The following is a 26,367-nucleotide window of genomic DNA, read 5'->3' on the forward strand; positions in this document are numbered from 1 at the left end:
GAAATCAGGGAAGATCACCCGCTGCCATCCCGGGCCTGTCATCCCGCCTTCATCCTGAGCCTGTCGAAGGATGCCTGCGGCACACACGCCTTTTCAGCGCTTCATGGCCTCGCGCAGACAAAAGACGCGGATTGCCGACGACAGATTGGCATTGCGCCTTTTGCCGTCGATTTCCGCGACGAGCCCGGCGACGGACATGTTTCGCGAATCGGCAAAATGCCGCAGCGCCTGCCAGAAATCCTCTTCAAGCGAGATGGAGGTTGAATGTCCCGCAATCACGAGCGAGCGTTTGATCACCCGGCCAGAAGGCAAAATCGAAGGCATGTTCGCGCTGGTCATGCCTCACCTTCGGGCTTTTTCGGCGCGACATCGCGTTGATGCGCCTCCAGCTTGCGCAGATCAGCTTCGATTTTTGTGCGCAAGGCCTGCCGCTCCTGCTGCGACATGCCGAAATCGACGCGGTTCTGGGCGGCCTGCATTTCGGCCTGCTCCCGGGCTTTCCATTTTCGCCGCTGCCGCAGATTGATCACATCACCCATGGGCCCTCATCCGGCGAAAGCGCTTGTCATTTCTTGCGAAATGCGTCGATGGATACGATTTTGGCGTCGCCCTTCGGGTCTTTTTCAGGCATATCGCCCGCATCGCCCGCAGCGGCTTCTGGCTTCACGGCAGGAGCCGCCTTCGGCTCCTCGCGCTTGGTTTTTGCGGCCGGCTTTGCTTTGGGTGTTGCAGGTCGCTCGGGCTGAACCTTGCCTGCGGCCTCAGCTTCCTCCGGCGGAACCAGCTTGGGCCCGGAGCCGGACGGCAATTTGGTGACGCTCGCGGCTTTTTCGTCGTCTTCCTCGATGCGCGGTTCGAATTTGAGGCCGAACTCCGCCGCGGGATCGGAAAAGCCGGTAATGGCGTCATAGGGCACGAGCAGGCGCTCCGGCACGCCGCCAAAGGAGAGCCCCACCTCGAAACTGTGATCGTTCACCACCAGATCCCAGAACTGATGCTGCAGAATGATGGTCATCTCGTCGGGGTAGCGGGTGCGCATGCGCTCTGAAAGACGCAGGCCAGGCGCCTTGGTGCGGAACGTGATGAAGAAATGGTGGTCGCCGCGCAGGCCATCCTTGGCCGTATCCGAGAGAACCTTGCGCACCACCTGCCGCAGCGCATCCTGCACGAGAAGATCATACCGGATTAAATCACTCGCCATTCCGCCCGCCCCAAGCCAAAAGAATCAAGTGGAGGCTTCTGTTGCCAGGTGCCTCCGGACCCCGCCTAGAAGTGCAAACCCCTAGGACTTTGATTTCGGTTTCGGCACTGCATTACGCAGCGACAGCCACCGGAGCATAGTTGTCATTTGCAACTACAAAATGGCCCGATAACGACGGTACCATACCGGGCAAAAGTCCATTCTTTACACCCTCGTCGATCCTGTTTCGCCCCCATCAGAAAAGCTGATCCAGCTTTTGTGGTGGAGGCGCCGGGTACCGCCCCCGGGTCCGAAAGGCTTATTCCAATGAACGTTTATCACCATAGTCGGCTTGCGCCGACATCAGGAATATAGGCAATGTTACGTCCAAGTGAAAGGGGCTTGGCCAGCTATATTCAATTTGTCTCAGTTCGGTTACACTCCCTCACGTCCGGGGAAGGCGCGCGTGTCGATAGACCAGATCATGTTTTTTGCACTTGGGTTGCTGACGGCTCTGCTGTTCACCCTTGCGCTCGTGCCCGCTTTGTCGCGGCGGGCCATGCGGCTGGCCCGCAAGAGAATGGAACTTCTGGTGCCGCTCTCGGAAGCGGAAATCCGCGCCGAGCGCGATCTGATCCGCGCGGCGCACGCCGTGCAGATCCGCCAGCTGGAACAAAAGCTTGACGTCGCCGCCGCCGCACAAGCCAGGCTGGCCGGCGATCTGGGCCGCCGTACCGTTGAGGCTGTCTCGCTGGCTCAGCAGGCTGCCGCCAGCAAGGCCGAGCTTGAGCGCGCCGGGGCAGATCTGGCAGCGGCGGAGCGTGAAATCGCCGAATTGCGCGGCCAGCTTGGCACGGCCCTGATGACCGTCGAGGACGAGGACAGCAGCCTCCAGAAGTTACGGGATGAACTGATCGAGATGAAAAAACGCCTTGCAACGGAAATTGAAGCCAGAAACGACCTCAAGGCCGAACTGGCAGGACTGGACGCGATGAAGGCGGGTGTTGAACTGCAGGTTGCCGAGGATGCACGCCAGATCGAAGAGCTCAAACGCCAGATTGCCCTTCTCTCTCAGGATAACATCACTCTGACGCAGGAACGCGATCTTGAGCGCCATACGGCCGAAAATCTCGCCAAGATCCGGCTGCGTCCGGCGGCGGGTGCCGCGCTGCCCGCGGAAACAGCAACTGACGCCGATCTCGAAATGCTGCGCGAGATGATTCTCGAGGTCGCGGCACAGGTGGTGCGGCAAAATCTGGCCCGCACCCCGGAGGGCTCCCCCCTGCGCCGCCTTGTGGAAATGCCGCAGATGCCGCCTGCGAGCGGACTGGCCGAAAAAAGCCTGATCGAACGGATCAAATCCGCCGGATAGAGCATTGTTGCCCCGGACGGCAAGCGTGCCGGCCGTCTCGTGCCTGATCGTGCTTGGGCAAGGTCACACCGCGCAAAACCAATGACTAATGTCCGCCGCCGCCGCCCGTCAGCATGGCGGGACGGCGCATCATCGGCGCCATGATCACCAGCGCGATGAAGAGAAAAGTCAGCAGCAAAAACACATCGGCCATGGCGCCGACCATGGCTTCGCGATGCGCCAGCAGATAAAGCTGGCGGGTGGCGGCCAAGGGCGCATCGGAGCCGAACCGGGCAAAGGCCTGCGTGAGGCTGGCCAGCATGTCCTCGGCGCGCGGATGCCCCCATGCCACCGCCTCATGCAGGCGCTGGGCATGGAATTCGGTTCGGTCGGTCAGCACCGTATTGATCAGGGCCAGCCCGACGGCGCCGCCCAGATTACGCGTCAGGTTGAACAGGCCGGACGCATTCTTCATCTTGTCCGGCGGCATCGTTCCCAATGCCAGATTGTTGATCGGCACCATCGAGAGCATCAGGCCGAAGCCGCGCAGGATCTGCGGCACGAGCAATTCGCCGAAATCCCAGTCATGATTGATGAGCGAGGCCTGAAATGTGCCGACGGCAAACATAGCAAACCCGGTGGCGATCATCCAGCGCGGATCAACGCGGTTCATCAGACGGCCGGTGATCGGCGCGGCAACGAACATGCAGACGCCCGTGACAAACATCGTCTCGCCGATCTGCAAGGCCGAATAGCCCCGCACCCGCGCCAGAAAGACCGGATAAAGATAGGTCAGCCCGTAAAGACCAATGCCAAGCACGAAGGAAAACAGCGATCCCGTCCAGAAATTGCGGTTGAGGAAACAACTCAGGTCGACAATCGGCTGGGGGGCGGTGAAAGCACGGTAAAAGAAGATCAGCGCGCCAAGGCCGGAGGCCGCAGCCGCATAGATGATCAGTTCGGACTGAAACCATTCCTTTGTCGTGCCCTCTTCCAGCACATATTCCATGGCGCCGAGGAATACCGCCATGGAGATCAGCCCCCACCAGTCGAAATTCTTCAGCAGGGAATAATCCGGCTCGTCAAAATCGATCAGGGTCCAGGCTGCCAGCGAAACAACAATCCCCGGCCCCACATTGACAAGAAACAGCCAGTGCCAGGAGAAAATATCAGTCAGATAACCGCCCACGGTCGGGCCTATCGTCGGCGCGAGCGTGGCCACAAGCCCGATGATGGGCGTGATGATCGACATTTTGGAACGCGGAAAAATCGTATAGGCCGAGGCAAAGACCGTCGGAATCATGCCGCCGCCGATAAAGCCCTGCAACGCGCGCCAGATGATCATCTCGTTGATGGAACTGGAGAACGCGCACATCACGCTCATCAGCGTGAAGCCGACACAGGACAATGTGAACATGACACGCGTGGAGAGCACGCGGCTCAGCAGGCCGGAAAGCGGAATCATGATGACTTCCGCGATCAGGTAAGAGGTCTGCACCCACGAAATCTCATCGGCGCTGGCCGAAACGCCAGCCTGTATTTCCGCCAGCGACGCTGAAACGATCTGAATGTCGAGAATGGCCATGAACATGCCAAAAACCATGGCAATAAAGGCCAATACCCGCATCGGTTCGAGCCGGTCCGCCGCGTGCGGAAGCGGCAATGCGCTCACTCTGGCACTGGTGCTCATTTATCTGGCCACCGGTCTGGCCGCCGCGCCATCCGAAAATCCGAACAGCGAAAGCAGCGAGGGCTTGGGCGCGCCGCTCTCGCGCGTATGCACGGTGGCGACGACGGAAAGCCCGGGACGCAGCAGGCCTTCGCGCGCAAATGCCGGATCAAGCTTAATGCGCACGGGCACGCGCTGAACGATCTTTGTAAAATTGCCCGTGGCGTTTTCCGGCGGCAACAGCGAGAATTCCGCTCCGGACGCCGGGGCGATACCCTGAACCACGCCTTCAACGGACCGGCCCTTCAGCGCATCAACCTCGACATCAACCTTCTGTCCGGCCTTCAGCCCCGCCAATTGCGTCTCCTTGAAATTTGCCTCGATATAGACCTGATCAAGCGGAACCAGCGCCATGAGCCGCGCGCCCGGCTGCACATACTGACCGGGCTGGGCCGCGCGGTTGCCAACAACGCCGTCGAAGGGCGCGAGAACGTCCGTTGAGGCAAGATCGTGCTCTGCCTTGGCAAGCGCGGTTTCCAGTTCCGCCCGCTGTGCGCTGGCTTCGGCGCGCTGCGCCCCGATCACGCCAAGCGCGGCATTGGCGCTGTCCACCGCGGCTCTGGCGCCTGCAACCGCCGCCGCCGCGCGATCACGGTCCGCGCGGGCCTGATCAAGCGCGGCCTGCGAACTGCTGCCGTTCTGCGCCAGTGTGGAGGTGCGCTGGAAGGCGGCAAGCGCCCGATCCTGCTCGGCCTGTGCCGATGCAAGCTGTGCCTGCGCCTGCGCCACGGCGGAATTCTGCGCCTCCATCTGCTTGCCTATGCGCGCGATGGCGGCATCCTGCGTGGCCAGACGGTCCTGCGCTGCCGTAACGGCCAGCTTGTAATCGGTGGGATCGATGCGGACGAGCACGTCGCCCGCCCTGACCCGCATGTTTTCCTCAAAAGGCACCGCCACGACATAGCCGCCCACCTTGGCGGCCATCACCGATGTATCGGCCTTTACATAAGCATCGTCAGTGCTGACCAGAAAGCGCCCGGCGACATAATAATCATAGCCCTTGTAGGCCGCGAAGGCGACGCCGGCGCCGACAATGCCGATGATCAGCATCTTCCTGAAAGCGCCTCTGGCCGAAGACTTTGCGCCGGGTGCAGGAGCAAGCTGTTGCCCGGGCAATTCCGACGGAGTCGATTCTATGCGCACCGGCGCAAGTTCGGTCACATTCGCTGGCTTTATCTTCGCATCCTGCATGGTTCTGGTCTCTTTCTTCCGGGAATGAGGCCCGCCACATGTCCCATATCGGACAATGCCATGCCGCCCCGGCTTGCAATATTGCCCTTGACATAGCCCAACCCCCGGGCCTATTCAAGATCGAACCGAACAGTTCAGTTCAAATATTATTTCAATCCTGTCTATTTCGATAAAACGAGCCTACATTTGATCTGACCAAACAGACCGAGCAGAGAACGGCCGCAATGCACACAAACGACAATGACCCTGTAATTACGCAGGACATTTGCGACTCGATGAAACGCCAGCAGATTTTAGACGGTGCGCGCGAGATATTTCTGCGCGACGGCTTCGACGGCGCCAGCATGAATGACATCACCCGCGCTGCCGGAGTTTCCAAAGGTACCGTCTATGCCTATTTCCGCTCGAAGGAGATGCTTTTCGAGACGCTGATCCGTGAGGACAAGCGCCGCAGCGTCGAAACCATCGTTGCCATGGACTGGAGCAGCACAGATCTGCCGGATGTGCTGTTTCGTCTGGGCATGGAACTGGTCAAATTATTCACCAACCCCGCCGCCACGGCGCAAATGCGCATCGTGATCGGCGCGGCAGCGAAATTCCCACAGATCGGCGCTGCCTTTTTTGAGGCCGGGCCGAAGGCCGGTCAGGCCCGCCTTGCACAATATTTTCAGGAATTGCAGGCGAACGGCGCGCTGGCAATCACCGATTACGCGCTTGCCGCCAGCCAGTTTGTCGGCCTGTGCCGGGGCGATTACATGCTGCGCGGCCTGCTCGACATCAAGCCGGCACCAAGCCCCGAAGAACTGGACTATCATGTCCGCGCCGCTGTCGACATATTCCTGAAACAATATCGCGCGTCCGATTGAACGCAGCCCTCAGACGTTTTCAGTAAAGCGCGCCATTTTCCGGCCTGTGCCTGCGAATAGCAGACCATCTGCCCACCTCCGCCATTTCGCGCCGGATGCAAGAACTGACCACTCAAAAATCACTCGATACCCAGCCCCGGGGACTGGATCTTAAGCTTTTATTTAGATTTCAACTTTAAGTTGTAATTAATAATAATAACTACCTATGTTTGCATTCTCCATGCAGATCAAGTCTTCAATCCTGCTGCGTATCGGGCCGTCAGTGCGCGTCAATTTCCGTTCAACCGAATATTCCGGGGTAAATCATGTGGAATAACTTCAAAATAGCAAAAAAGCTTGGCATCTCTTTCGGCGCCATCATCGCCGTAATCATCATGGTTTCCTCGGCTATTTTCTACTCGATCGGCCAGTTGCAGAGTGCCAACGAATGGAATGAGCACACCTACAAGGTCCTGGCCCATATCGACAAAGTGGTCGCCGGCATGGTCAATCAGGAGACGGGCTTGCGCGGCTATCTGATGGGTGGCAACGAGAACTTCCTCGAGCCTTTTAAGGCCGGTGCGCTTCTGGCCGACACAGCTCTCAACAACGTGCAACAGCTGACTTCAGACAATCCGAACCAGCAAAAGCGCGTCGGGGAGATCCATAACCTGATCGCACAATGGCGCGATGAACATGCAAATCAAGCCATCAAACTGATGGGCGACCCTGCAACCCGCGACAAAGCCCGCGAATTGGAAACAAGCGGCGCCGGCAGGAAATTCATAGGCAAGATCCGCTCCATCGCAAAGGAAATGAGCGACATGGAAAGCGCCCTGCTGGAAACGCGCTCCGCTTATGCTGATAAAATGTATTCAATTTCGCAGTGGGTGCTGCTGATCGGCGGTATTTTTTCCGGCAGCCTCTCGCTGTTCATGGGCTTTCTGTTCTCCCGCACAGTGACCGGACCAGTGGTAAAAATCACAAGCGCCATGAAGCGGATTACCGAAGGCGACGTCAACGCCAGTATCGATCCCACGGACCGCACCGACGAAGTCGGCAATCTGTCGCAGACCGCCATCGCCTTTGCCGCCGCTGCGCGCAAGCTCAAGGCCGAGGCCGAGGCCAGTGTCGACCGCGATACTGTGGAACGTGAGCGCATTGCCCGCGAGGAAGCCAAGGCACGCGAATCCGCCGAGGATCTTCTGGCGATCACCGAACTGGGCAAGGGCCTGAAAGCCTTGTCCGACGGCGACCTGACCTATCGCATCAACTCCGAATTTGCCGCCAAAACCAAGCAGTTGCGCGACGACTTCAACGACTCCATCGCCAAGCTGGAGCAGAGCCTGATGGTTGTGGCCAGTAATGCCGCCACGATCCGGCTTGGCACGGATGAAATCACCTCGGCCTCCGACGACCTCTCCCGCCGTTCGGAAACCCAGGCCGCAAGCCTCGAACAGACAGCGGCGGCGCTCGACGAGATCACGGCCACGGTGCGCAAGACGGCGGAAGGCGCAACCCATGCCCGGCAGGTGGTCGGCGCAGCCAAGGAAGACGCCGCCCATTCCGGCCAGATCGTCCGTCAGGCTATCGATGCGATGAACGGCATCGAACAGGCATCCTCGCAGATCGCGCAGATCATCGGCGTTATCGATGAGATTGCCTTCCAGACCAATCTTCTGGCGCTCAACGCCGGCGTCGAGGCTGCCCGAGCCGGCGATGCGGGCCGGGGTTTCGCCGTGGTGGCCTCGGAAGTGCGCGCACTTGCCCAGCGCTCCGCCGAAGCGGCGCGCGAAATCAAGCAGCTCATTTCCGACTCGACCACCCGCGTCGAACAGGGCGTGGATCTTGTCGGGCAGACGGGCACTGCGCTCGAGCGGATCGTGACGCAGATTGTCGAACTCAACACCATCGTTGCCGATATTGCCAATTCCGCCAAGGAACAATCCACCGGGCTGGAGCAGGTCAACACCACCGTCAATCAGATCGATCAGGTGACCCAGCAGAACGCCTCTATGGTGGAGGAATCCACCGCCGCAAGCCATGCGCTGGCGCAGGAAGCCGAACAGCTGGCCCGTCTCATCGGCAATTTCAAGATCAGCCGCGACAATTCCGGCGCAGGCGCCGCACAGCAGAAGGTGCAGCGTCCCGCCAAGCCCGCGGCGGGGCGCACCGCAGGCACTGCCGCTGCCGCGCAGCACACCGTCACGGCGATGAAAACAACCGGCCGCGGCGGCGCCGCGCGTAAGCCGCAGGCGGCAGAGGAATGGTCGGAATTCTGACCGGTCTCCGGCCTGTTTCAGCCCTTTGGCCGGGCGCACGCGCCCGGCCAATTTTTTGCGCGCGCTTTCTGCCCTACAGCCTGCTTTCCGCTTGCGTTCCGTCTGTGCCCCCGATATAGAACGGCCATGGGCTCCCATCGTCTAGAGGCCCAGGACGTCGCCCTCTCACGGCGAAAACAGGGGTTCGAATCCCCTTGGGAGCGCCAATTTTCTCTTAAAATTGCTGAATGGAGAGCACCCAGTCCGCGCCCGTGCGCCGCGCGTTGAAACCTGCGCGTAATCACACGCCAAATTTCTGGATATGGTGCAGCAGGAACAAAGATGCGGGATAGGCGATGAGAAAGGCGATCAGCGTCCCGCCCAGAACATCGCTGACAAAATGATGCGCCGTCGCCACGCGCGCCCAGGCCATGACAATCCAGAGTAGCGCGCATAAGCCCAGCATTGAGGGAAAAACCAGCAGAATCGGCGTCAGCACGCCGGTCAGCATCATGATATGGCCGCTGGGGAAGGAGTGTTCATCCAGCGTCGGCAGGGCCGATTGCAGATGCGCCGAAATCTGAAACGGGCGGGGACGCGAAATCCAGCGTTTCAACGGCTTGTAGACCGATTGCAGCAGCGCCACATTGCACAGCGCCGTGAAGATGATGGCGAGGCCGCGCAGCCAGTCAAACACCAGCAGGGCGAGCGCGATGGGCAGATAAATCCACAGATTGCCAAGACGGGTGATTGTCCGCGCAAGGCCAAGGCTGGCGGGCCTGCGCGCCGACGCGGTGAACAGGCCCACCAGAGCCAGTTCAAGACGTTGCAGTGTCGGCCTGAATTTCGTCATATGCCTGAGTGCCGCGCAGAAATCGGATTGTCAAATCTTGGCTTACAGTCTTGAGCGTGATCGGTAAAGCATGGCGGATATCGGCCTCCCCAATTATGCGCCAAAGCGCATTACAACGCCTGCAAACTTCTGTATGAGTGGCGCATGCAAATCTTCAGTCTTTTCATTCCTGCTCCAAGATCGATCGGATGAGCCGAATTCACATCGCATTCGTGACGGATACCTGGGTACCGCAGGTTAATGGCGTTGTTATGGCAATCAAGGCGCTGGTCGCCGATGCCGCCGCCAACGATTGCCAGATCACCATTGTCAGCCATCATCAGTTTGCTTCCCTTCCGGTGCCGACATACCCCGAATTGCGTCTGGCGCTGGCGCGCCCCGCCCGGATCGGCAAACTGATCGAAGCCAGCGGCGCCGATCATATTCATATTGCCACCGAGGGCACCCTCGGTCTGGCGGCGCGTCTGTGGTGCAGGAAGGCGGCGCGGCCCTTCACCACCAGCTTTCACACCCGCTTTCCCGAATATATAGAGGCGCGGTTCCCTATTCCGAAAAGCTGGAGCTATGCGGCCTTGCGCTGGTTTCACAATGCCGGAGCGGGGGTTTTCGTCACCACGCCGACGCTGCAGGGGGAACTTGCGGCGCATGGCTTTGCCAATGTGCGCGTCGCGCCGCTCGGCGTCGACCTGAAGAATTTTCAGCCGGGGCCGAGGGATTATCTCGGCCTGCCGGGGCCTGTCTTTCTCTATCTTGGCCGCGTCGCCGTGGAGAAAAATCTCGAGGCATTTCTGGCGCTCGATCTTCCCGGCTCGAAGGTGGTGGTGGGCGACGGCCCGGCGCGCGCAGCATTGCAGGCGCGCTATCCGGAGGTGCATTTCCTCGGCATGAAGCCTCATGCTGAAACGCCGCTCTATTATGCCGCGGCGGATGTGTTCGTCTTTCCCAGCCTCACCGACACATTCGGCACGGTGATGCTGGAGGCCATGGCCTGCGGCCTGCCTGTAGCGGCTTTCCCCGTTCCCGGCCCCAATGATGTGGCGGGTGAGGGCGGCGCGCTCAATACCGATCTGAGACAGGCCTGCCTCGACGCCCTGAAGATTCCGGCCGACGCGGCCCTGCGTCAGGCGCAGAAATTCACGCAATCGGCCAGCAGCCGCAGTTTTTTCGAGCAGATCCGCGCTTTGGTGGGGCGCCCGCCGGTTTAGTCTAGGCGGCCTGCCGCGGCGAGCCGTGATGCTGCGCAATGCGCCAGTTGCCGTCCTGCCTGACAAGCGTCCATGTCACGCGATAGGGCGCGAGAACATCGCCGTCGGCGAAATCCACCCAGGCGGCCGTCACGGCCACATCGGGGCGAACATAGACAATTTCCGGCGCCGGATAATGCCGGACATGCACATTCGGCCCCAGCGCCGAGAAATAGGCGCGGACCGCATCGCGCCCTTTTTTAAGTTCGGGTACCGAGCCGAAAAGCATGGCATCTTCGGTGTACAGGCTGGCATGGGTATCACGATCCCGGCTGTTAAAAACCTCAATCCATTTGCTCAGCAAGGCTTCAACAGTCGGCGTGGGCACATTGATCATCGGCAGAACTCCCCGGTTGGCGCTAGAGCTTGATGCGTTAAAGCGGATACCATAATGAACGTCCGTTCTTCCTTGGGAGAATGAGACGGGTCCATCTGAAGGCAAGGCACGCTAGAACGTCTTGGCGCCGTTGACAAAAAGCCGCACGGAATAAAGCGATGTCGTGCCGCAGATGAAGAGGCGGTCGCGCTTGGGCCCGCCGAAACACACATTGGCGACAACCTCCGGCACAAGCACCTTACCGATCAATGTCCCGTCGGGATCATAAACATGCACGCCGTCGGCGGCCGAGGTCCAGACCCTGCCTTCGTCGTCGAGCCTGAAGCCGTCAAATAGGCCGGCAGTGCAATCGGCAAAAACCTTGCCGCCCGACAGCGCACCCTTGTCCGAGACCTTGAAGACCCGCATATGGGCCGGGTGATGCGCGCCATGCGTGCGTCCGGTATCCACCACATAAAGCAGGCTCTCGTCCGGCGAGAAGGCAAGGCCGTTCGGCTTGATGAAATCGTCGCAGACCACCCTGATCTCGCCATTCTGCGGATCGACACGATAAACATAGGATGCGCCGATTTCGCTCTCGGCCTTGTTGCCCTCATAATCTGAATCAATGCCGTAAGTGGGGTCGGTGAACCAGATCGAACCGTCGGATTTGACCACGACATCGTTGGGGCTGTTCAGCTTCTTGCCTTTGTAATTATCGGCGATCACGGTGATGCTGCCGTCGTGCTCGGTCCGGGTCACGCGGCGCGTGCCATGCTCGCAGGTCACGAGCCTGCCCTGCCGGTCCACCGTATTGCCATTGGAATTATTTGCGGGCTGGCGGAAAACACTGACCGCGCCGTTGGTTTCGTCATAGCGCAACATGCGGTTGTTGGGCGCATCCGACCAGATGAGATAACGTCCGGCGGGAAAATAGGCCGGGCCTTCGGCCCAATGGCATTCGCCATAAAGTTTATGCACCCGGGCATTCATGCAGGGAAGGCGCGCAAAACGCTCATCCATAACCAGATATTCATGCTCTGCCATGTCGTTCTCCCTTTAATGGATTCAGCCGCGGCCGCGCTCACCCTCTCCGGCGGCGACAATCACCGCGATGATAACCAGTCCGGTCACCAGAAGACGGATGCCCGCGCTCACCCCGAACGTGTTCAGCATCGTCAGCAGCAGCACAAGAAACAGCGAACCGCCCCAGATGCCGGGAATATTGGCCTTGCCACCTGCCACCGAAGTGCCGCCGATCACGACGACGGCAATTGAGGTGAGCAGATATTCATCGCCAATTTCAAGCGACGAGCCCCGGAAATAGCCCGCCAGCAACGCGCCGCAGATGCCGCCCAATGCGCCGCACAGGGCATAGGTGAGAAAGCGCACACGTTCCACCGGCACGCCGGCCAGCCAGGCGGCGCGCGAATTCTGGCCGATGGCCAGAACCGAACGGCCAAACAGCGTACGCGTCAGCACGATATACATGGCGAAGCTGAAAGCCACCGTGCACAAGGCCAGAACCGGCAGGCCCGCGATCTTCTGGATCGAGAAATCCGCAAAGCTCTCCGGCGGCTTGATCTGCAATCCGCGCCCATAGGAAATGCCGACGGACTGAATGATGAAGCTGGCTGACAAAGTGGCGATGATGGGCGGAATGCGCAACAGCCGGATCAGCAGATAATTGCCAAGGCCGATGAGAAACCCCGCGCCCAGCGCCGCGGCAAGGCCGAGTGCAATGCGCGAATCCGAACCATCCATGATTTTCATGGCGATGGCGCTGGCCAGTCCGATGTTGGTTGGCAGTGACAGGTCGACATTGCCCGGCCCCAGCGAGATCACAAACATCTGGGCAATGCCGACGATGGCGGTGAAAGCCGCAAGCGACATGGCCGTCACCAGCATGCCGCTGGCGCCCTGCCCTCCTGTGAACAGCGCGGCGGCAATCCATACGCAGACCGCGCCGACAAACGAGCCGATCCAGGGATATCGCGTCAGGCCTGCCTGAAGTGCGGCGATCATTTCTTGCGCTCCTCGGCAGTTTTGATCAGCATCCGCGCCGCCAGCACGATGATCAGGATGCCGCCTTGCGCGCCAACCTGCCAATCCGGCGAAATACGCATGAAATTGAGCAAGGCGCCCGCAAGGGTGAGCGTCAGCGCACCAATGACCGCGCCGATCGGCGAAACGCGCCCGCCGACAAATTCGCCGCCGCCAAGAATGACCCCCGCGATGGATTGCAGCGTATAGCCCTTGCCCAGATTGGCATCGGCCGACGTGGTGAGGCCGATCATCGCAAGGCCCGCCAGCACGCCGAAGAAACCGCAGAGCGAGAACATCGTCACCTTGGCCCGCAGCATCGACCAGCCAGCGCGGGCGACCGCATTGGCATTCCCGCCCGCGCCGCGCAGGATGACGCCATAAGATGTGCGCATCAGGCCAAAATGAATGATCAGTCCCAGCGCGACAGCTATGACAATCGGCCATGGCACGAAGGGCGTATGCAATGTCGCCAGCGAATGCAGCCATTCGGGCGATTTGCCGCCCGGCTTGGGCAGCACTAGAATAGCAAGGCCCTGCCACACGAACAACATGCCCAGAGTAACCACGATCGAGGGCAGATTGCGCAGATAAATGATGGCACCCAGCAGGCCATAAACCGCAACGCTTGCCGCGAGCACCAGCACCCCCATTACCGGATTGTCATGCAGCAGCGTTGCGGCAATGCAGCCCACAAAGCCGATGAACGGCCCGATTGAAAGATCGAGATCATTGGTGGTGATGACGAACATCTGCGCAATCGTGGCAAAGACCACCGGAATCGCCAGATTAAGCATCAGGTTCAGGCCGAAATAGCTCATCGCGCGCGGATTGACCCAGGCAATGGCAAGAACGATCAGCGCGAGAGACAAGGTTGGCAGCAGCGGACGCAATGTCCGCCGCGAGAACAGGCGGCTCCAGCTTTTTGCGGATGTGCCGCCGGCAATGGCAATATCATGTGTCATCAGGCGGCATGATCCTCAAATGATGCAGCGATGATGCGCTCCTCGCTCAGTTCATCGCGGTGAAGTTCGCCGATGATCCGGCCATTGCGAAACACATAGATCCGGTCGCAATGGCTGAGTTCGGCGATTTCTGTCGTATACCAAAGGAATGTGCGCCCGGCGGCGGCTTCCTGAGCCACAAGATTATAGACCTGCTCCTTGGTGGCGACATCGACGCCGCGCATCGGATCGTCCATCAGGATGATCTGTGCATCCGAGCCCAGAGCACGGGCAAACAAGGCTTTCTGCTGATTGCCGCCGGAGAGCGTGAGAATATTGTTGTGCATGTCGGGCGAGCGTATCTCCAGCCGCTTGCGCCATGAATCGGCAAATTCATCTTCCATCTGCGCCGAAATCAGACCGAAACGCCGCAATCGCGCCAGCGAACGGATGCCGACATTCTGGCCGATGGACCAGAGATTGAACACGCCGTCGCTCTGCCTGTCACCGGCGATGAAGGCAACGGGTGCAAAAACCTGCACGGGTCCGCTCCGGCTGCGTTCGTGCGCGAATACCGACACGAGTATGTCGGTCTGGCCATGTCCGGCCAGACCAGCAAGACCGATCACCTCCCCGGCATGAGCGACAAGTTCGCGCCCGTCGGCCTGACGCGCGGGGCGCACCCTGACGCGCATCTCGCCGGCATCCGCCTGCGCGCCGCTGGCCCGCACGGCTGACTGTTCCGCCGCATGGCCGCCCATCAGGGTAATGAGCTTGTCGCGGTCGAATGTGGCGCACAGATCATGCGCCACCACGCGCCCGTCGCGCATGACGATGATCTCATCCGATGCTGCGAGAATTTCGCCGAGCATGTGCGAAATGAGAATGCAGCTCACGCCCTGCTTGGTGATCTTGCCGATGAAATTCAACAGCTGATGGGTGGCGTGGGAATCGAGCGAGGATGTCGGCTCATCCAGGATGACCAGCGACAGCGGCTCCTCGGTTACGGTGAAGGCGCGGGCGATTTCGATCATCTGACGCCGGCCGATGGACAGGTCGCCCACCAATATATCCTCTTCAATGCCGTGACCGGGGAAAATCTCATCGAGCTTGTCGCGGATGAGCTTTCCGGCGCGCCTGCGCCAGCCAAAGCCCCGGATCGCGCCGTGCATGACACGGGTATTTTCCGCCACCGTCAGATTGGGGCAGAGCGAAAGTTCCTGAAATACGCAGCGCACGCCAAGCTGATGCGCGACGCTGACGGAATAGGATGAAACCGGCTTGCCATGAAAGAACAACTCGCCCTTGCTCGGCGCGAGGGTTCCGGCAAGAACATGCATCAATGTCGATTTGCCCGCGCCATTATGGCCGACAAGGCCGAGGCAGATGCCTGCCTTCAGGGCAACGGTTACGCCGTCAAGAGCCCTGACGGCGCCGAAATGCTTTTCGACGCCGTCAAGAACGATCATGGGTTTGATCGCCTCGTTCATGTTTCTCACAGTCTCAGCGACCCCTGAACGTTGAAAATCACGCTTACTTTTTCATATTGGCCGCAATGGCCTTCTGTGCGTCTTCCAGCGTATATTCAGCGCTGGCAACGCCGCCCTTCGGAATGCTCTCCAGAGCCTTTTCGAACGTATCCTGCGTGAATTCGAGATAAGGCACGCTCAGGTCATGCGGAATGTCCTTGTGGCCATCCAGCACCTGCTGGGCGATCCAGAATGCCAGAGTCGAAACGCCGGGCGCGATGGATGCAGACCAGGTCTTATAGCCGTTGGCGGCCTTCTGTTCCTTCCACCATTGCAGTTCGTCCTGACGATTGCCCATGATGATGGTCGGGATCGGCTTGCCGGCGGCCTTGAAAGCCTGCGCTGCACCATAACCGTCGCCACCCTGATCAACGACAGCTACAATTTCCGGCAGCGACGGCAGAACGGTCGAGACGGCCTTCTGCGCGGTTGTCTGGTCCCAGTCGCCCTCAACCGAATTCACAATCTTGAAATTCGGATGCTTGGCCACGCCTGCCGCAATACCGGCATGAATGGCATCGTCGATGGAAGTGCCGGCCACGCCGCGGATTTCCAGCAGATTGCCACCCTTGGGCAACTGGCCGGCAAGGAAGTCCACTTCCTTCTCGCCCATCGACTTGAAGTCGACGGTCACGCGATAGGCGCAAGGCTCGGTAACGATACCGTCAAACGAGACAACGACGATACCGGCATCGCAGGCCTGCTTGATGGCGCCGTTGAGCGCATCCGGCGAAGCCGCATTGATGACGATGGCGTCATAACCCTGCAGGATCAGGTTCTGAATCTGCTGGGCCTGGGTCGCGACTTCCTTGTCGGCGGTTGTGAACACGTCCGCCGCGCCCACCACATGGTCGGCCACCGCTTTCTTGGTGACGATGTCATAGCTCTTCAACATGGCCTGACGCCAGGAATTGCCGGCGTAATTATTTGAAAAAGCGATCTTTTTCTTGCTGGTATCGGCATGGGCCGCCACACCCACGCAGGTCATCAGCGCCGCAACGGCAGTCATGGTCACAAAACGTTTCATATGTACCTCCCTGTATTCCGACCAGCAAACGGGTCGGAAATCTTTTATTGGAAGCTGGGAAATTCCGGCTTCGTTGATCAAGCAGGAAAATGACTTCTCTTCCATCCGGGAAAATACCGAGGCAATTCGCCGGAGAATAGGAATTCAATGCGTCCTGCTAATAGCACTAACATGCTTGTATGTTTCTACTAAGACCTGTTAGCGCTGTCAATTGAGCCAGGTCAAAACACCGAAATTTATCGGTAAATGTCGGCATGGCCCGGCATTGACTTCGAAAAATGCGGGTTTTCGGCGTAAGTTCGCTTAAACCGGCGCCAATTTATCCATAGCCGCCCGGAACAAGGGGATCTGCGCCAGCAACTCATAGGAGCGGCGGCGAGCCTCATGGTCATAAATGGCCGCGGAGACAATCAGTTCATCCACGCCGGTTTGCCGGACAAAGGCTTCCAGCGCGCTATTGACCGTTTCCGGCGAGCCAACGAAGGAACAGGCCAGCATCCGCGAAACCTGCGCCTTCTCCGGAGGACTCCAGTAGGATTCGATATCGTCGATCGGCGGCTGGAGGAAACCGCGCCGCCCGCGAACCATCTCGGTAAAGCGCTGCTGGATCGTGGTGAACAGGCGGCGGGCCTCGCCGTCCGTTTCAGCCACGACCACATTGACTCCCGCAGCAGCATAGGGGGCAGCAATTCTGCCGGAAGGCTCAAATCGCTCCCTGTAAATCTCCAGCGCCGACCCGAGCGCCGCTGGGGCAAAATGCGAGGCAAAGGCATAGGGTAATCCGAGCATGGCGGCCAGTTGCGCGCCATAGTGGCTGGAGCCGAGAATCCAGATCGGCACGTTGAGCCCGCCGCCCGGCACGGCCTGCACCGCCTGCCCCGGCTGCACCGGCCCCAGAAAGGCTTGCAGTTCCAGTACTTCCTGCGGAAAATTCTCCGCAGCCTCCGCGTTGAGGCGCAGCGCCCGGCTGGTCAGCGGATCTGTGCCCGGCGCGCGGCCAAGTCCAAGATCGATGCGCCCCGGAAAAAGCGATTCCAGCGTGCCAAACTGCTCGGCAATCACCAGCGGCGGATGGTTGGGCAGCATGATTCCGCCCGCGCCCACGCGGATTGTGCGCGTACCCGCCGCGATATGGCCAATAACAACCGATGTCGCCGCACCCGCGATGCCAGCCATGTTGTGGTGCTCGGCGATCCAGTAACGGGTATATCCCAGTGCCTCGGCATGCCGCGCCAGATCAAGCGCATTGCGCAAAGCATCTGCCGGCGCACGCCCCTCCGGCACGGGCACCAGATCAAGAACCGAGAAAGCAACCATATCCAATCCCCACGGCGAGGCGAAAGCCTCAGTTCAGGGATATGGCCCACCCGCGCGCGCAGAACAAGGGCAGAAAGCGCATTGCATGGGCGCCCGCCATATCAAGGGCGCACTAAATCCGGATCTAGGCGCCGCCAAGAGTAAGGCTTTGCAGGCTGGCGAGCATTGTATCATTGATCGTTGAACCGCTGGCTGTGCCGTCAAACAAGGTCGAGACGGTGGCATCGCCATTGCTCTGATTAGTGTTGAGGTCATACAGCGCGGTAAAGCGCATGGCCAGTTGATTGACCTTGGCAGGACTCTGCAGGTCCTTCATGCCGTTTAGCCCTTTCCTGATTGCCGAGGCCTGCACATCAACGGCATCCGCTCCGCTCAGGGTCGGCAATCCCAGAGCCGTCTCAATAAAACTGGTCAGTTGCTTATTGCCCAGAAATGTATAGGGATCGGCGATATTCGCCGCGACCCGCCTGAAATAAAGCGCGGTCTGCACGGCGGGGTTCTGCTGTCCTGCCTTGTCCTCAAGCTTCTGCTCTGTATAGGCGCTCGTCGTGGCGGCGACAGCCGCAGAGGCGCTGATCGAGGAAACCCCGCGGCCCGCAAAATCGAAGGCCTTGGCGAAAGCAAGGTAGCGCTTGTCGCTCAATCTATTGGCGAGGCTTTTCGGGTTCGTTACACCACCTTCGAGCACCTTTTTGATCAGGCTTTTGTTCTGAAGCTGATCTTCCATGCCATAGGCCGTCAGGGCATAGGAAAGCAGCTTGTAATTGCTGGTAAAATCACTGATCGACTTAACTTTGCCGATATTGGCCTTATAATAGGCCGTCGCCGAAGCAATCTCCGGCGATTTGGCAGTGGCGGCCTGCATTCTCGGAAGATTACTGACGATATTCAGGTAGGACAATGTCGTGCTGGTCATGACGGGCGCTCAGGAGACACGCCACCAGTCTGAACTGTGAGGCTTGCGCCGGGCTGTCTGCCCGCTGCGGCGCAACACCCGCTTCGTCTCAATCCTTCCCAGTTGCCGGAACAGGGCCGGGCGCGGGCGTCTGTGTCTGCCGTCTCGCGCCGCTCAGCCATTTCGACAGCCGATCGAGATAGAGATAGATCACAGGGGTCGTGAAAAGCGTAAGAAGCTGGCTTACGATCAGCCCGCCGACCATGGCGTAGCCCAGAGGCTGACGAATTTCCGAGCCGGTGCCGGTGCCGAGCATCAGCGGCACGCCGCCGAGCATGGCGGCCATGGTGGTCATCATGATCGGGCGGAACCGCAGCAGGCAGGCGCGGCGGATGGCCTCGAGCGGAGTCATGCCCTGATCGCGTTCGGCGACAATGGCGAAATCCACCATCATGATGCCGTTCTTCTTGACGATGCCGATAAGCAAAATCATGCCGATCAGCGCGATCAGGCTGAAATCGAAGTGAAACAGCATAAGAGCCGCTATGGCGCCGACCCCCGCCGATGGCAAGGTGGAAAGAATCGTGATCGGATGGATGAAGCTCTCATAGAGCACACCCAGAATGAGATAAACCATGATCAGCGCCGCCAGAATCAGCGCCGGAATGGTGGAAAGAGACGCCTGAAAGGCTTGCGCATTGCCCTGGAACATCGTGTCGATCGTGGGCGGCAGGTTCATTTGCGTTTCCGCGCGCGTCACGGCCTCCGTCGCCTGACCAAGAGCCACGCCGGGCGCGAGATTGAAGCTGATCGTCACCGCCGGAAACTGGCTCTGATGATTGACCGAGAGCGGCTGCACCGGCACGGTTGTCCATTTGGCAAAAGCCGACAGCGGCACCTGCGCGCCCGTCGTGGGCGAGCGCAGATAGATCTTGTTCAGCGTATCCACATCGCCCTGCAGTTCGGGCAATATTTCCATGATCACCTCATAGCTCGCCAATTGCGTGAAATATTGCGCAATCTGCCGCTGGCCGAAGGCATCATAGAGCGTGGCGTCGATCACATCCGGAGACAGACCGTAGCGCGCCGCCTGATCGCGGTTGACGGTCAAGGTCAGCGTGGTTCCCTGCGTCTGCTGGTCGCTCGCAACATCCTTGATCTCCGGCAGCGTTTTCATCTTGTCGAGCATGCGCGGCGCCCATTTGTTGAGCTCGTCGATATCGGCGCCCTGCATGGTGAACTGGAACTGCGTCCGCGATGGCCGCCCGCCGACGCGCACGTCCTGCGCCGCCTGCAGGAAGAGCCGCGCGCCCTCCACCTTGGCCAGCTTGGGCTGCAGTCGCGCGATGATCTGGTCTGCCGAAACATCCCGCTCATCCCGTGGCTTCAGACTGATGAACATGCGCCCCGTATTGGTCGTGTAGCCGCTGCCGCCGATCGCCATGGCCACATGCGCCACAGCCGGATCGCTGAGCACGATATCGCCCAGCACCTGCTGGTGCTTCTGCATGTCGGCCACGGAAATATCCTGCGCCGCTTCGGAAATGCCGATGATGAGGCCATTGTCCTGCTGGGGGAAAAACCCCTTGGGTATGATGATGAAGAGATAGACCGAAAGCCCCAGCGTCAGGAAAAACACACAGAGCGTCGCGAAACGATGCCTGAACACCAGATCAAGCCCGCGCTCATAGGCGCTGATCATCGCGTCGAACCCGCGCTCGAACGTCATGAATAGGCGCCCGTGCTTCTGGTCATGCTGGGATTTCATGAAGCGGGACGCCATCATCGGGGTCAGCGTCAGCGAAACGACGGCGGAAACGGCGATGGTCATGGACAAGGTCACCGCAAATTCGCGGAACAAACGTCCGATAATGCCGCCCATCATCAGCAGGGGAATCAGAACCGCGATAAGCGAGATGCTGATGGAGAGAATAGTGAAGCCGATTTCCGACGCGCCGCGCAGGGCCGCATGCATCGGCGTATCGCCCTCCTCGATGTAGCGCGTGATGTTTTCGAGCATGACAATGGCGTCGTCGACGACGAACCCCACCGCAATGGTGAGCGCCATCAGCGAAAGATTGTCGAGCGTATAGCCGACAAACCACATCAGCGCGCAGGCTCCGAGCAAGGCCAGAGGCACGGTGATGCTGGGAATGATCGTCGCCCAGACGCTGCGCAGAAACACAAAGATCACCATCACCACCAGAGCGATGGTGATCAGCAGCGTGAACTGCACATCCTGCACCGAGGCGCGGATTGTCTGCGTGCGGTCGCCCAGCACCGAAATCTTGATCGACGGCGGAATGGCTGCCTCAAGCTGCGGCAGCGTTTTCATGATCTGGTCGACAGTATCGATCACATTGGCGCCGGGCTGCTTGAAGATCACCAGGAATATGCCCGGCTTGCTGTCGGCCCATGCTGACTGGGTGTTATCCTGAGGGGCGTTCACCGCCTGTCCGATATCGCGCACCCGCAGCGGACTGCCGTTGCGATAGGCGATGATGACGTCGTTCCAGTCCTCGGCGCGGGTAAGCTGGTCGTTGGTATAGATCGTAAAGGCGCTGGTTATGCCGTTGATCGTGCCTTTCGGATTGTTGACAGTGGCCACCGACAGCGGCAGGCGCACATCCTCCAGCGAGAGGCCCTTGGCCACCAGCTTGGCAGGGTCAAGCTGCACGCGGATCGCAGGCTTGCGCTGGCCGCCGATAAAGACCTGCGCCACGCCGCTGATCTGACTGACCTTTTGCGCCAGCTTGGTTTCGATATTGTCATCCACCTCGACCAGCGGCAGAGTGTCCGATGTCGCGCTCAGAATGAGAATGGGCGAATCCGCCGGATTGACCTTGCGGTAGGTTGGCGGTGACGGCAGGTTTTTCGGCAATTGCCCGGACGCGGCATTGATGGCCGCCTGCACGTCATTCGCGGCGGCATCGATGTTGCGGTCGAGATCGAACTGGACGGTGATTGACGTATTGCTCAGCGTGCTTGTCGACGTCATCTGCGCAACGCCGGGAATTTGCGAGAAATGCGTCTCCAGCGGCTGCGCGACCGAAGAGGCCATCGTGCTCGGGTCGGCGCCCGGCAGCGAGGCGGTCACCAGAATTGTCGGAAAATCCACCTGCGGCAGCGGCGCCACCGGCAGGCGCGGATAGGCGATGATGCCCAGAAAGGCGATGCCAACCATGATCAGCGTTGTCGCGATGGGCGCGCGGATGAACGGGGTCGAAATTCCGAGCGCCATGGTCAGTCTGCCTCAACGGCAGGCAGTTTCACATCCTCCAGCATGGCGTCGTCCTGCAGGGGCTTGGCGGGCGTCGCCTCGACGGGAGAACCGGGCAGCAGGCGATACTGGCCGGTCACAACCACCTTCTCGCCGGTCTTGAGCCCGCTGGACACCACCGCGCGGCCGTTGCCGCTCACCCGCACGCCGATCTCGCGCACGGACACCTTGTTGTCCTCGCCGATGACATAAGCAAAAAGGCCATAAGGTCCGTGCTGCACGACGCTCTCAGGCACGACAGTCACGTCCTTGAGCAGGTCTATGCGCATCTGCGTGGTCACGGAGAGCCCCGGCCAGAGGTTGTTATCGTCATTGGCGAACACCGCCTTGAGCGCAATGGTGCCGGTGGCCTGATTCACGGCATTGTCCACCAGCACAAGCCGGCCATGCGAGAGCACTTTCGTACCGTCCGAACTCAGCGCATTGACCGGAACCGCGCCCTTGTTCAATGCCGCATTGATTTCCTGCACCTGATCTTCCGGCGCGGAGAAAACCACCGAAATCGGCTGCATCTGCACGATGGTGACAATGCCGTTCTGGTCGCTTGCGTGAACGATATTGCCTGCATCGATCAGCCGGAAACCGGTCTTGCCCGAAAGCGGCGCCGCGATTGTCGTATAACCCAGTTGCGTGCGGGCATTGTTGATGGCGCCCTGATCGCCCTGCACCTGCGCAGTCAGTTGCTCAACCAGAGCCTGCTGCGTGTCGAGCTGCTGGCGCGAGGCAAAATCCTGCCGCGCGAGGCTGTTGTAGCGCTCCAGGTTGAGTTTGGCGTCCTTGAGGCTGGCTTCATCCTGCGCCTTGCGGGCCAGAGCCGAGTCCAGCGTGCCCTGATAGGGACGCTTGTCGATCTCGACCAGAGGATCGCCCTCCTTCACCATCTGGCCCTGCTTGAACAACACCTTGATGATCTGCCCGTCGACACGGCTGCGCACCGTCACCGTGTTGAAGGGCTGCACAGTCCCCAGACCGGAGAGATAAATCGGAAAATCCGCCTGTCTGACCTCGGTAAAGGTAACAGGCACAACCGGCATCCCGCTCCTCTCCGAACCGCCGCTGGCCGCGTCCTTGTGCGCCACAGCGGAGGAATAACCCGGAAGCGCGCCGATCAGGCGGCCAAGCGCAGGCGCATGGCCTTCGAGGTAAGGCAACAGCGCCGCGCGCTGCCACCAGCCGAGCGCATAAACCAGAACCAAAATCGCAATGACAGGACGCAGGCGTTTCATGGTCTCACTTCAAAAATTTAACTTGTCCGGGCGTGCATGCGGATGCGCGAGCAAACCCAAAAAGCGGCCCGGCAGCGGGGATGGAAGACGAGCCTGCCACACCCCCGGGTCTCTTCCCTTGCGCAAAAGTGGCCAGACACTGGTTTTAAGCACGCCGGACGGAGCTTTCACAAACTTGATCGCCATTAGGCACAACCGCCTTTGTGTCACCGGATCAGACAAAAATCCATCCATTTTGCTGACGCATTGGTCAAACCGTGATTACATTTTTGTAATGCTCCCGCACAAGCACCGCGCTGTGCAGGCATCTTGGTGGCAATAAGGCACCTTTCCTGATTGGCATGGGCTCCTCAGCCTTTCACCCGCAGCCGCGAACGCCCGCCGTCAACGCCAATCACCTGCCCGTTGATCCAGCCTGCCTGTTCGGACAGCAGAAACGCGGCGAGGCCCGCGGCATCCTGCGCCTCGCCAAGGCGCGGAATGGGGTGAAGCGCAGCAATGGCCGCAGCCATCGGTTCATTGCCGGTCAGATGCTGCGCCAGCGGCGTGCGTGTCAGCGACGGGGCAATGACATTGACTCTGATTCTGGGCGCAAGCTCCGCCGCCAGCGAGAGCGCGAGTCCTTCAACGGCGCCCTTGGCCATGGCTATGGACGCATGGGCGGCAAATCCCTGCGTCACCGCTATACTGGAAAACAGCACCACGGAGCCTGCGGTCTCGCCCTTGCGCAAATCCGCCAGCGAAGCCTGCACAGCCCTCGCCGCGCCCAACGCATTGATCCGGAAATCCTGCAGAAAATCCTTTTCGGTCAGGCGCGTGAGCGGCTTCAGATTGATCGAACCCACGGCATAAACCAACCCCTGTACGGCGCCATGAACCTGTGCCGCCGCTGCGGCAGCGCGGTCGAACAAGGTTTCGTCCTGCACGTCCCCCGCTGTGATCGTGGCGCCGAGTTCATCCTTCAGCGCGTTCAGACGCGTGAGATCGCGCCCGACAAGATGCACATGCGCGCCCGCTTCATGCATCAGGCGCGCGGTTGCCGCACCGATTCCGCTGTTGCCGCCATAAATCAGGATCGTCCGCTTCATCCTCTGCCCTCCCCGACCAGCAGGTTCATTCATCCGGTCGGCAGAAGCTCTTACGGTCGAAACGCGGGCAAGGATCATGTGCGCAGGAGGCTGGCCGATCCGACAGGACCATAAATCGGCATTTCCCGTGTGACAGAGGTTAATTCAGGCAGACAAGCGCTGATGTGGCGTCAAGCCCGCCGGATCTAAAACGCCTGACGCCGGGTGTTGAATCCGTCGCTGACAAGGCGGCGCAATTGTTCGAATTCATCGGCGCTGTCTTCTGCTTCCCCGCTCTCATCGGCATCCTGCATGGACGCGGGTGCGGAATGCACCGGGCGGTGCGACTCGATTTCCTCGCGCACCACGCGGCGCAGCATATGGAGGAAATGCTCGCCTTCGCGCGAAAAGATGAAATTGGCCATATCGCGCATCTTCACCGGTCCGCTTGCCGGAGCGCCTTCATCGGCGGCCTGCCTTTGCTCGGAAGCGGCCTGCGCGCGCGCGCGCCTGAGTTCCTCGGCAACACGCAGCAGTTCGGCCCGTTCGCTTTCGACCAGCTGCAATTCCTGCTCAAGTTTGCGGGCGGCTTCCGCGATCTCGCCAATCAGCCGCAGCATCCGACTGCGTCCGCCAGCCGCATTCTCATCGGTGAACCACGACGGATCAGGCGTGTCCTGCGCTTCACTAAAAGCAAATTCTTCCTGTTCCTGCCGGAGGGACTTCAGATTGTCCGCGAATGATGTGCGATCCTGATTCATACCGAGCTCACAGAACTGAAATTCACAAAAGGCCAGTTTCAGCATTCTCCCAGAAACGTTAATCGACCTTTAAAACAGGCCGCATGCGCGCGCTGCGGCCTTCCGTCACGTCAGGAATTCGTAATTCTTAGTTAAATTGCCCCTTCACAAGGCTGTCATAGCCGATAGACTATGATTGTTGGCAGAAGCGAGTCCCCGCGGCACAACAGGAAGAGGTAGCCATTTGACGGTTCACTTCCAACAGCACATTTCCCCTCAGGCCTGCCCGGCATTGGTCCTGAATGCGGATTTTCGACCCCTGAGCTACTATCCGCTCTCGCTGTGGGGATGGCAGGACACGATCAAGGCTGTGTTTCTCGACCGGGTGAATATTGTCTCCCACTATGAAAAGACCATCCGCAGCCCCAACTGGGAAATGCGCCTGCCCTCGGTGGTTTCGCTCAAAACCTATGTGAAGCCTTCGCGTTTTCCGGCCTTCACGCGGTTTAACGTCTTCCTGCGCGACCGCTTCAGCTGCCAATATTGCGGCGCACGCGACGACCTCACATTCGATCATGTGATTCCGCGCTCAAAAGGCGGCACAACGGTCTGGGAAAATATTGTCGCGGCCTGCGCCTGCTGCAATCTCGCAAAAGGCGACATGCTGCCGCGGCAAGCCAACATGTTCCCGGCACGCAAGCCGTTTCAGCCTACCATCAACGACCTGCACCAGAACGGGAGACTGTTCCCGCCCAATTATCTGCATGAAAGCTGGATGGACTATCTCTACTGGGACAGCGAACTGGAGCCCTGAGACCGGAAGAGGCTCAGCGTGCTGCGCGCGCCATTGAGCGCAACAAGAGCCAGGCTCGCGCTGATCAAGGCATTCCAGCCCGCCAGAGACAGGCCGAAAATGCGGAGCGCCACGACATCGCATCGCACAACCTTGACGGTTTCAAGTTGCTTGAGAAAATCGCCGACCTTGGCCGCCGCCTGCACAGCGCCCGTGCATTCGCTGGGCCCTGCCCAGAAATGCCATTCGACACCGGCGTGATAGACCCCAAAAACGGCATTGGCAGCAAAAATCAGTGCAAGACCGGCGAAACCCGGCCCGACAAGGCTCTGATAACGCGGTTGCCGCGCCAGAAGAAGCACGAGCACGGCCAGCGGTATGCCGTAATAATAGGCAAAACGCTGCTTGAGGCAAAGCTCGCAGGGCAGATAGCCGAACGCCTGAAAAATCCAGGCCCCGGCAATGGCAAGAAAGGCTATGACCGCGATCAGCCCGGCGGATTGGACCGCATCAACATGTCTTAAACGCTGCAACAT

General features: G+C 59.8%; 24 protein-coding genes, 1 tRNA gene and 1 other RNA gene. 6 read left to right on the plus strand and 20 right to left on the minus strand.

Annotated elements, in window-relative coordinates:
- Positions 1-93: 93 nt before the first annotated feature.
- The 4 genes from AC0N03_RS11190 to ssrA form a co-directional block, all read right to left on the minus strand.
- The gene (locus AC0N03_RS11190; RefSeq protein WP_474288840.1) at positions 94-339 is read right to left on the minus strand and encodes a ribbon-helix-helix domain-containing protein; all 246 of its coding nucleotides are present in this window, start codon (positions 337-339) and stop codon (positions 94-96) included.
- Entirely contained in the window at positions 336-539 is a 204-nt protein-coding gene (locus AC0N03_RS11195; protein ID WP_474288841.1) for a DUF4169 family protein, read from the minus strand. Before AC0N03_RS11195 ends, AC0N03_RS11190 begins: the two co-directional genes overlap by 4 nt.
- A gap of 26 nt (positions 540-565) precedes the next feature.
- Complete coding sequence (locus tag AC0N03_RS11200; RefSeq protein WP_474288843.1) at positions 566-1,201, minus strand: SspB family protein; 636 nt, start codon at positions 1,199-1,201, stop codon at positions 566-568.
- A 27-nt stretch (positions 1,202-1,228) separates the two neighbouring features.
- Positions 1,229-1,581: a transfer-messenger RNA gene (gene ssrA, locus AC0N03_RS11205) on the minus strand.
- A gap of 65 nt (positions 1,582-1,646) precedes the next feature.
- Between ssrA and AC0N03_RS11210 the strand changes: the two genes are divergently transcribed.
- Positions 1,647-2,552, plus strand: coding sequence for a hypothetical protein (locus AC0N03_RS11210; protein WP_474288844.1), 906 nt, complete (start codon positions 1,647-1,649; stop codon positions 2,550-2,552).
- Positions 2,553-2,637: 85 nt separating this feature from the next.
- Here the strand turns inward: AC0N03_RS11210 and AC0N03_RS11215 are convergent, their stop codons facing one another.
- On the minus strand, positions 2,638-4,221 hold the full coding sequence (locus tag AC0N03_RS11215) for a DHA2 family efflux MFS transporter permease subunit (protein ID WP_474288845.1): 1,584 nt from the start codon (positions 4,219-4,221) through the stop codon (positions 2,638-2,640).
- A complete protein-coding gene (locus AC0N03_RS11220; protein ID WP_474288846.1) occupies positions 4,222-5,451 on the minus strand; it encodes an HlyD family secretion protein in 1,230 nt (409 codons plus the stop codon).
- Between the two features lie 224 nt (positions 5,452-5,675).
- Between AC0N03_RS11220 and AC0N03_RS11225 the strand changes: the two genes are divergently transcribed.
- The 3 genes from AC0N03_RS11225 (at position 5,676) to AC0N03_RS11235 (ending at position 8,784) form a co-directional block, all read left to right on the plus strand.
- Positions 5,676-6,317 carry a TetR/AcrR family transcriptional regulator gene (locus AC0N03_RS11225; protein ID WP_474288847.1) on the plus strand — a complete coding sequence of 214 codons (642 nt, stop codon included), beginning with the start codon at positions 5,676-5,678 and terminating at the stop codon, positions 6,315-6,317.
- A gap of 305 nt (positions 6,318-6,622) precedes the next feature.
- Complete coding sequence (locus tag AC0N03_RS11230; protein ID WP_474288848.1) at positions 6,623-8,578, plus strand: methyl-accepting chemotaxis protein; 1,956 nt, start codon at positions 6,623-6,625, stop codon at positions 8,576-8,578.
- A gap of 130 nt (positions 8,579-8,708) precedes the next feature.
- Positions 8,709-8,784: transfer RNA gene (locus AC0N03_RS11235), tRNA-Glu, on the plus strand.
- Between the two features lie 74 nt (positions 8,785-8,858).
- Here AC0N03_RS11235 and AC0N03_RS11240 read toward each other — a convergent pair.
- A complete protein-coding gene (locus AC0N03_RS11240) occupies positions 8,859-9,410 on the minus strand; it encodes a phosphatase PAP2 family protein (protein WP_474288849.1) in 552 nt (183 codons plus the stop codon).
- Between the two features lie 188 nt (positions 9,411-9,598).
- On the opposite strand from AC0N03_RS11240, the gene AC0N03_RS11245 reads away from it, so the two are divergent.
- A complete protein-coding gene (locus tag AC0N03_RS11245) occupies positions 9,599-10,615 on the plus strand; it encodes a glycosyltransferase family 4 protein (RefSeq protein WP_474288850.1) in 1,017 nt (338 codons plus the stop codon).
- A gap of 1 nt (position 10,616) precedes the next feature.
- Here the strand turns inward: AC0N03_RS11245 and AC0N03_RS11250 are convergent, their stop codons facing one another.
- The 12 genes from AC0N03_RS11250 to AC0N03_RS11305 all read right to left on the minus strand — a co-directional run bounded on the left by AC0N03_RS11250 (position 10,617) and on the right by AC0N03_RS11305 (position 25,059).
- On the minus strand, positions 10,617-10,991 hold the full coding sequence (locus AC0N03_RS11250; RefSeq protein ID WP_474288851.1) for a YybH family protein: 375 nt from the start codon (positions 10,989-10,991) through the stop codon (positions 10,617-10,619).
- Between the two features lie 111 nt (positions 10,992-11,102).
- Complete coding sequence (locus AC0N03_RS11255) at positions 11,103-12,017, minus strand: SMP-30/gluconolactonase/LRE family protein (RefSeq protein ID WP_474288853.1); 915 nt, start codon at positions 12,015-12,017, stop codon at positions 11,103-11,105.
- 21 nt (positions 12,018-12,038) lie between these two features.
- Complete coding sequence (locus tag AC0N03_RS11260; RefSeq protein WP_474288962.1) at positions 12,039-12,992, minus strand: ABC transporter permease; 954 nt, start codon at positions 12,990-12,992, stop codon at positions 12,039-12,041.
- On the minus strand, positions 12,992-13,978 hold the full coding sequence (locus tag AC0N03_RS11265; protein WP_474288854.1) for an ABC transporter permease: 987 nt from the start codon (positions 13,976-13,978) through the stop codon (positions 12,992-12,994). The genes AC0N03_RS11260 and AC0N03_RS11265 overlap by 1 nt, the downstream gene beginning before the upstream one ends.
- Positions 13,978-15,447: a sugar ABC transporter ATP-binding protein gene (locus AC0N03_RS11270; RefSeq protein ID WP_474288855.1), complete on the minus strand. Its 1,470-nt coding sequence runs from the start codon at positions 15,445-15,447 to the stop codon at positions 13,978-13,980. The genes AC0N03_RS11265 and AC0N03_RS11270 overlap by 1 nt, the downstream gene beginning before the upstream one ends.
- Before the next feature lie 43 nt (positions 15,448-15,490).
- The gene (locus AC0N03_RS11275) at positions 15,491-16,513 is read right to left on the minus strand and encodes a substrate-binding domain-containing protein (protein ID WP_474288856.1); all 1,023 of its coding nucleotides are present in this window, start codon (positions 16,511-16,513) and stop codon (positions 15,491-15,493) included.
- Positions 16,514-16,816: 303 nt separating this feature from the next.
- A complete protein-coding gene (locus tag AC0N03_RS11280) occupies positions 16,817-17,830 on the minus strand; it encodes an LLM class flavin-dependent oxidoreductase (protein ID WP_474288857.1) in 1,014 nt (337 codons plus the stop codon).
- Positions 17,831-17,954: 124 nt separating this feature from the next.
- Entirely contained in the window at positions 17,955-18,746 is a 792-nt protein-coding gene (locus tag AC0N03_RS11285; protein ID WP_474288859.1) for a DUF1217 domain-containing protein, read from the minus strand.
- A gap of 88 nt (positions 18,747-18,834) precedes the next feature.
- Positions 18,835-21,966 carry an efflux RND transporter permease subunit gene (locus AC0N03_RS11290; protein WP_474288860.1) on the minus strand — a complete coding sequence of 1,044 codons (3,132 nt, stop codon included), beginning with the start codon at positions 21,964-21,966 and terminating at the stop codon, positions 18,835-18,837.
- 2 nt (positions 21,967-21,968) lie between these two features.
- Positions 21,969-23,231, minus strand: coding sequence for an efflux RND transporter periplasmic adaptor subunit (locus tag AC0N03_RS11295; RefSeq protein ID WP_474288861.1), 1,263 nt, complete (start codon positions 23,229-23,231; stop codon positions 21,969-21,971).
- 350 nt (positions 23,232-23,581) lie between these two features.
- Complete coding sequence (locus AC0N03_RS11300; RefSeq protein WP_474288862.1) at positions 23,582-24,319, minus strand: SDR family NAD(P)-dependent oxidoreductase; 738 nt, start codon at positions 24,317-24,319, stop codon at positions 23,582-23,584.
- Between the two features lie 185 nt (positions 24,320-24,504).
- Complete coding sequence (locus tag AC0N03_RS11305) at positions 24,505-25,059, minus strand: hypothetical protein (RefSeq protein WP_474288863.1); 555 nt, start codon at positions 25,057-25,059, stop codon at positions 24,505-24,507.
- 223 nt (positions 25,060-25,282) lie between these two features.
- On the opposite strand from AC0N03_RS11305, the gene AC0N03_RS11310 reads away from it, so the two are divergent.
- Complete coding sequence (locus AC0N03_RS11310; RefSeq protein WP_474288864.1) at positions 25,283-25,852, plus strand: HNH endonuclease; 570 nt, start codon at positions 25,283-25,285, stop codon at positions 25,850-25,852.
- Here the strand turns inward: AC0N03_RS11310 and AC0N03_RS11315 are convergent.
- Complete coding sequence (locus tag AC0N03_RS11315; protein WP_474288865.1) at positions 25,825-26,367, minus strand: disulfide bond formation protein B; 543 nt, start codon at positions 26,365-26,367, stop codon at positions 25,825-25,827. The genes AC0N03_RS11310 and AC0N03_RS11315 overlap by 28 nt on opposite strands.

The organism is Methylocystis sp. sgz306128, assembly GCF_056032725.1.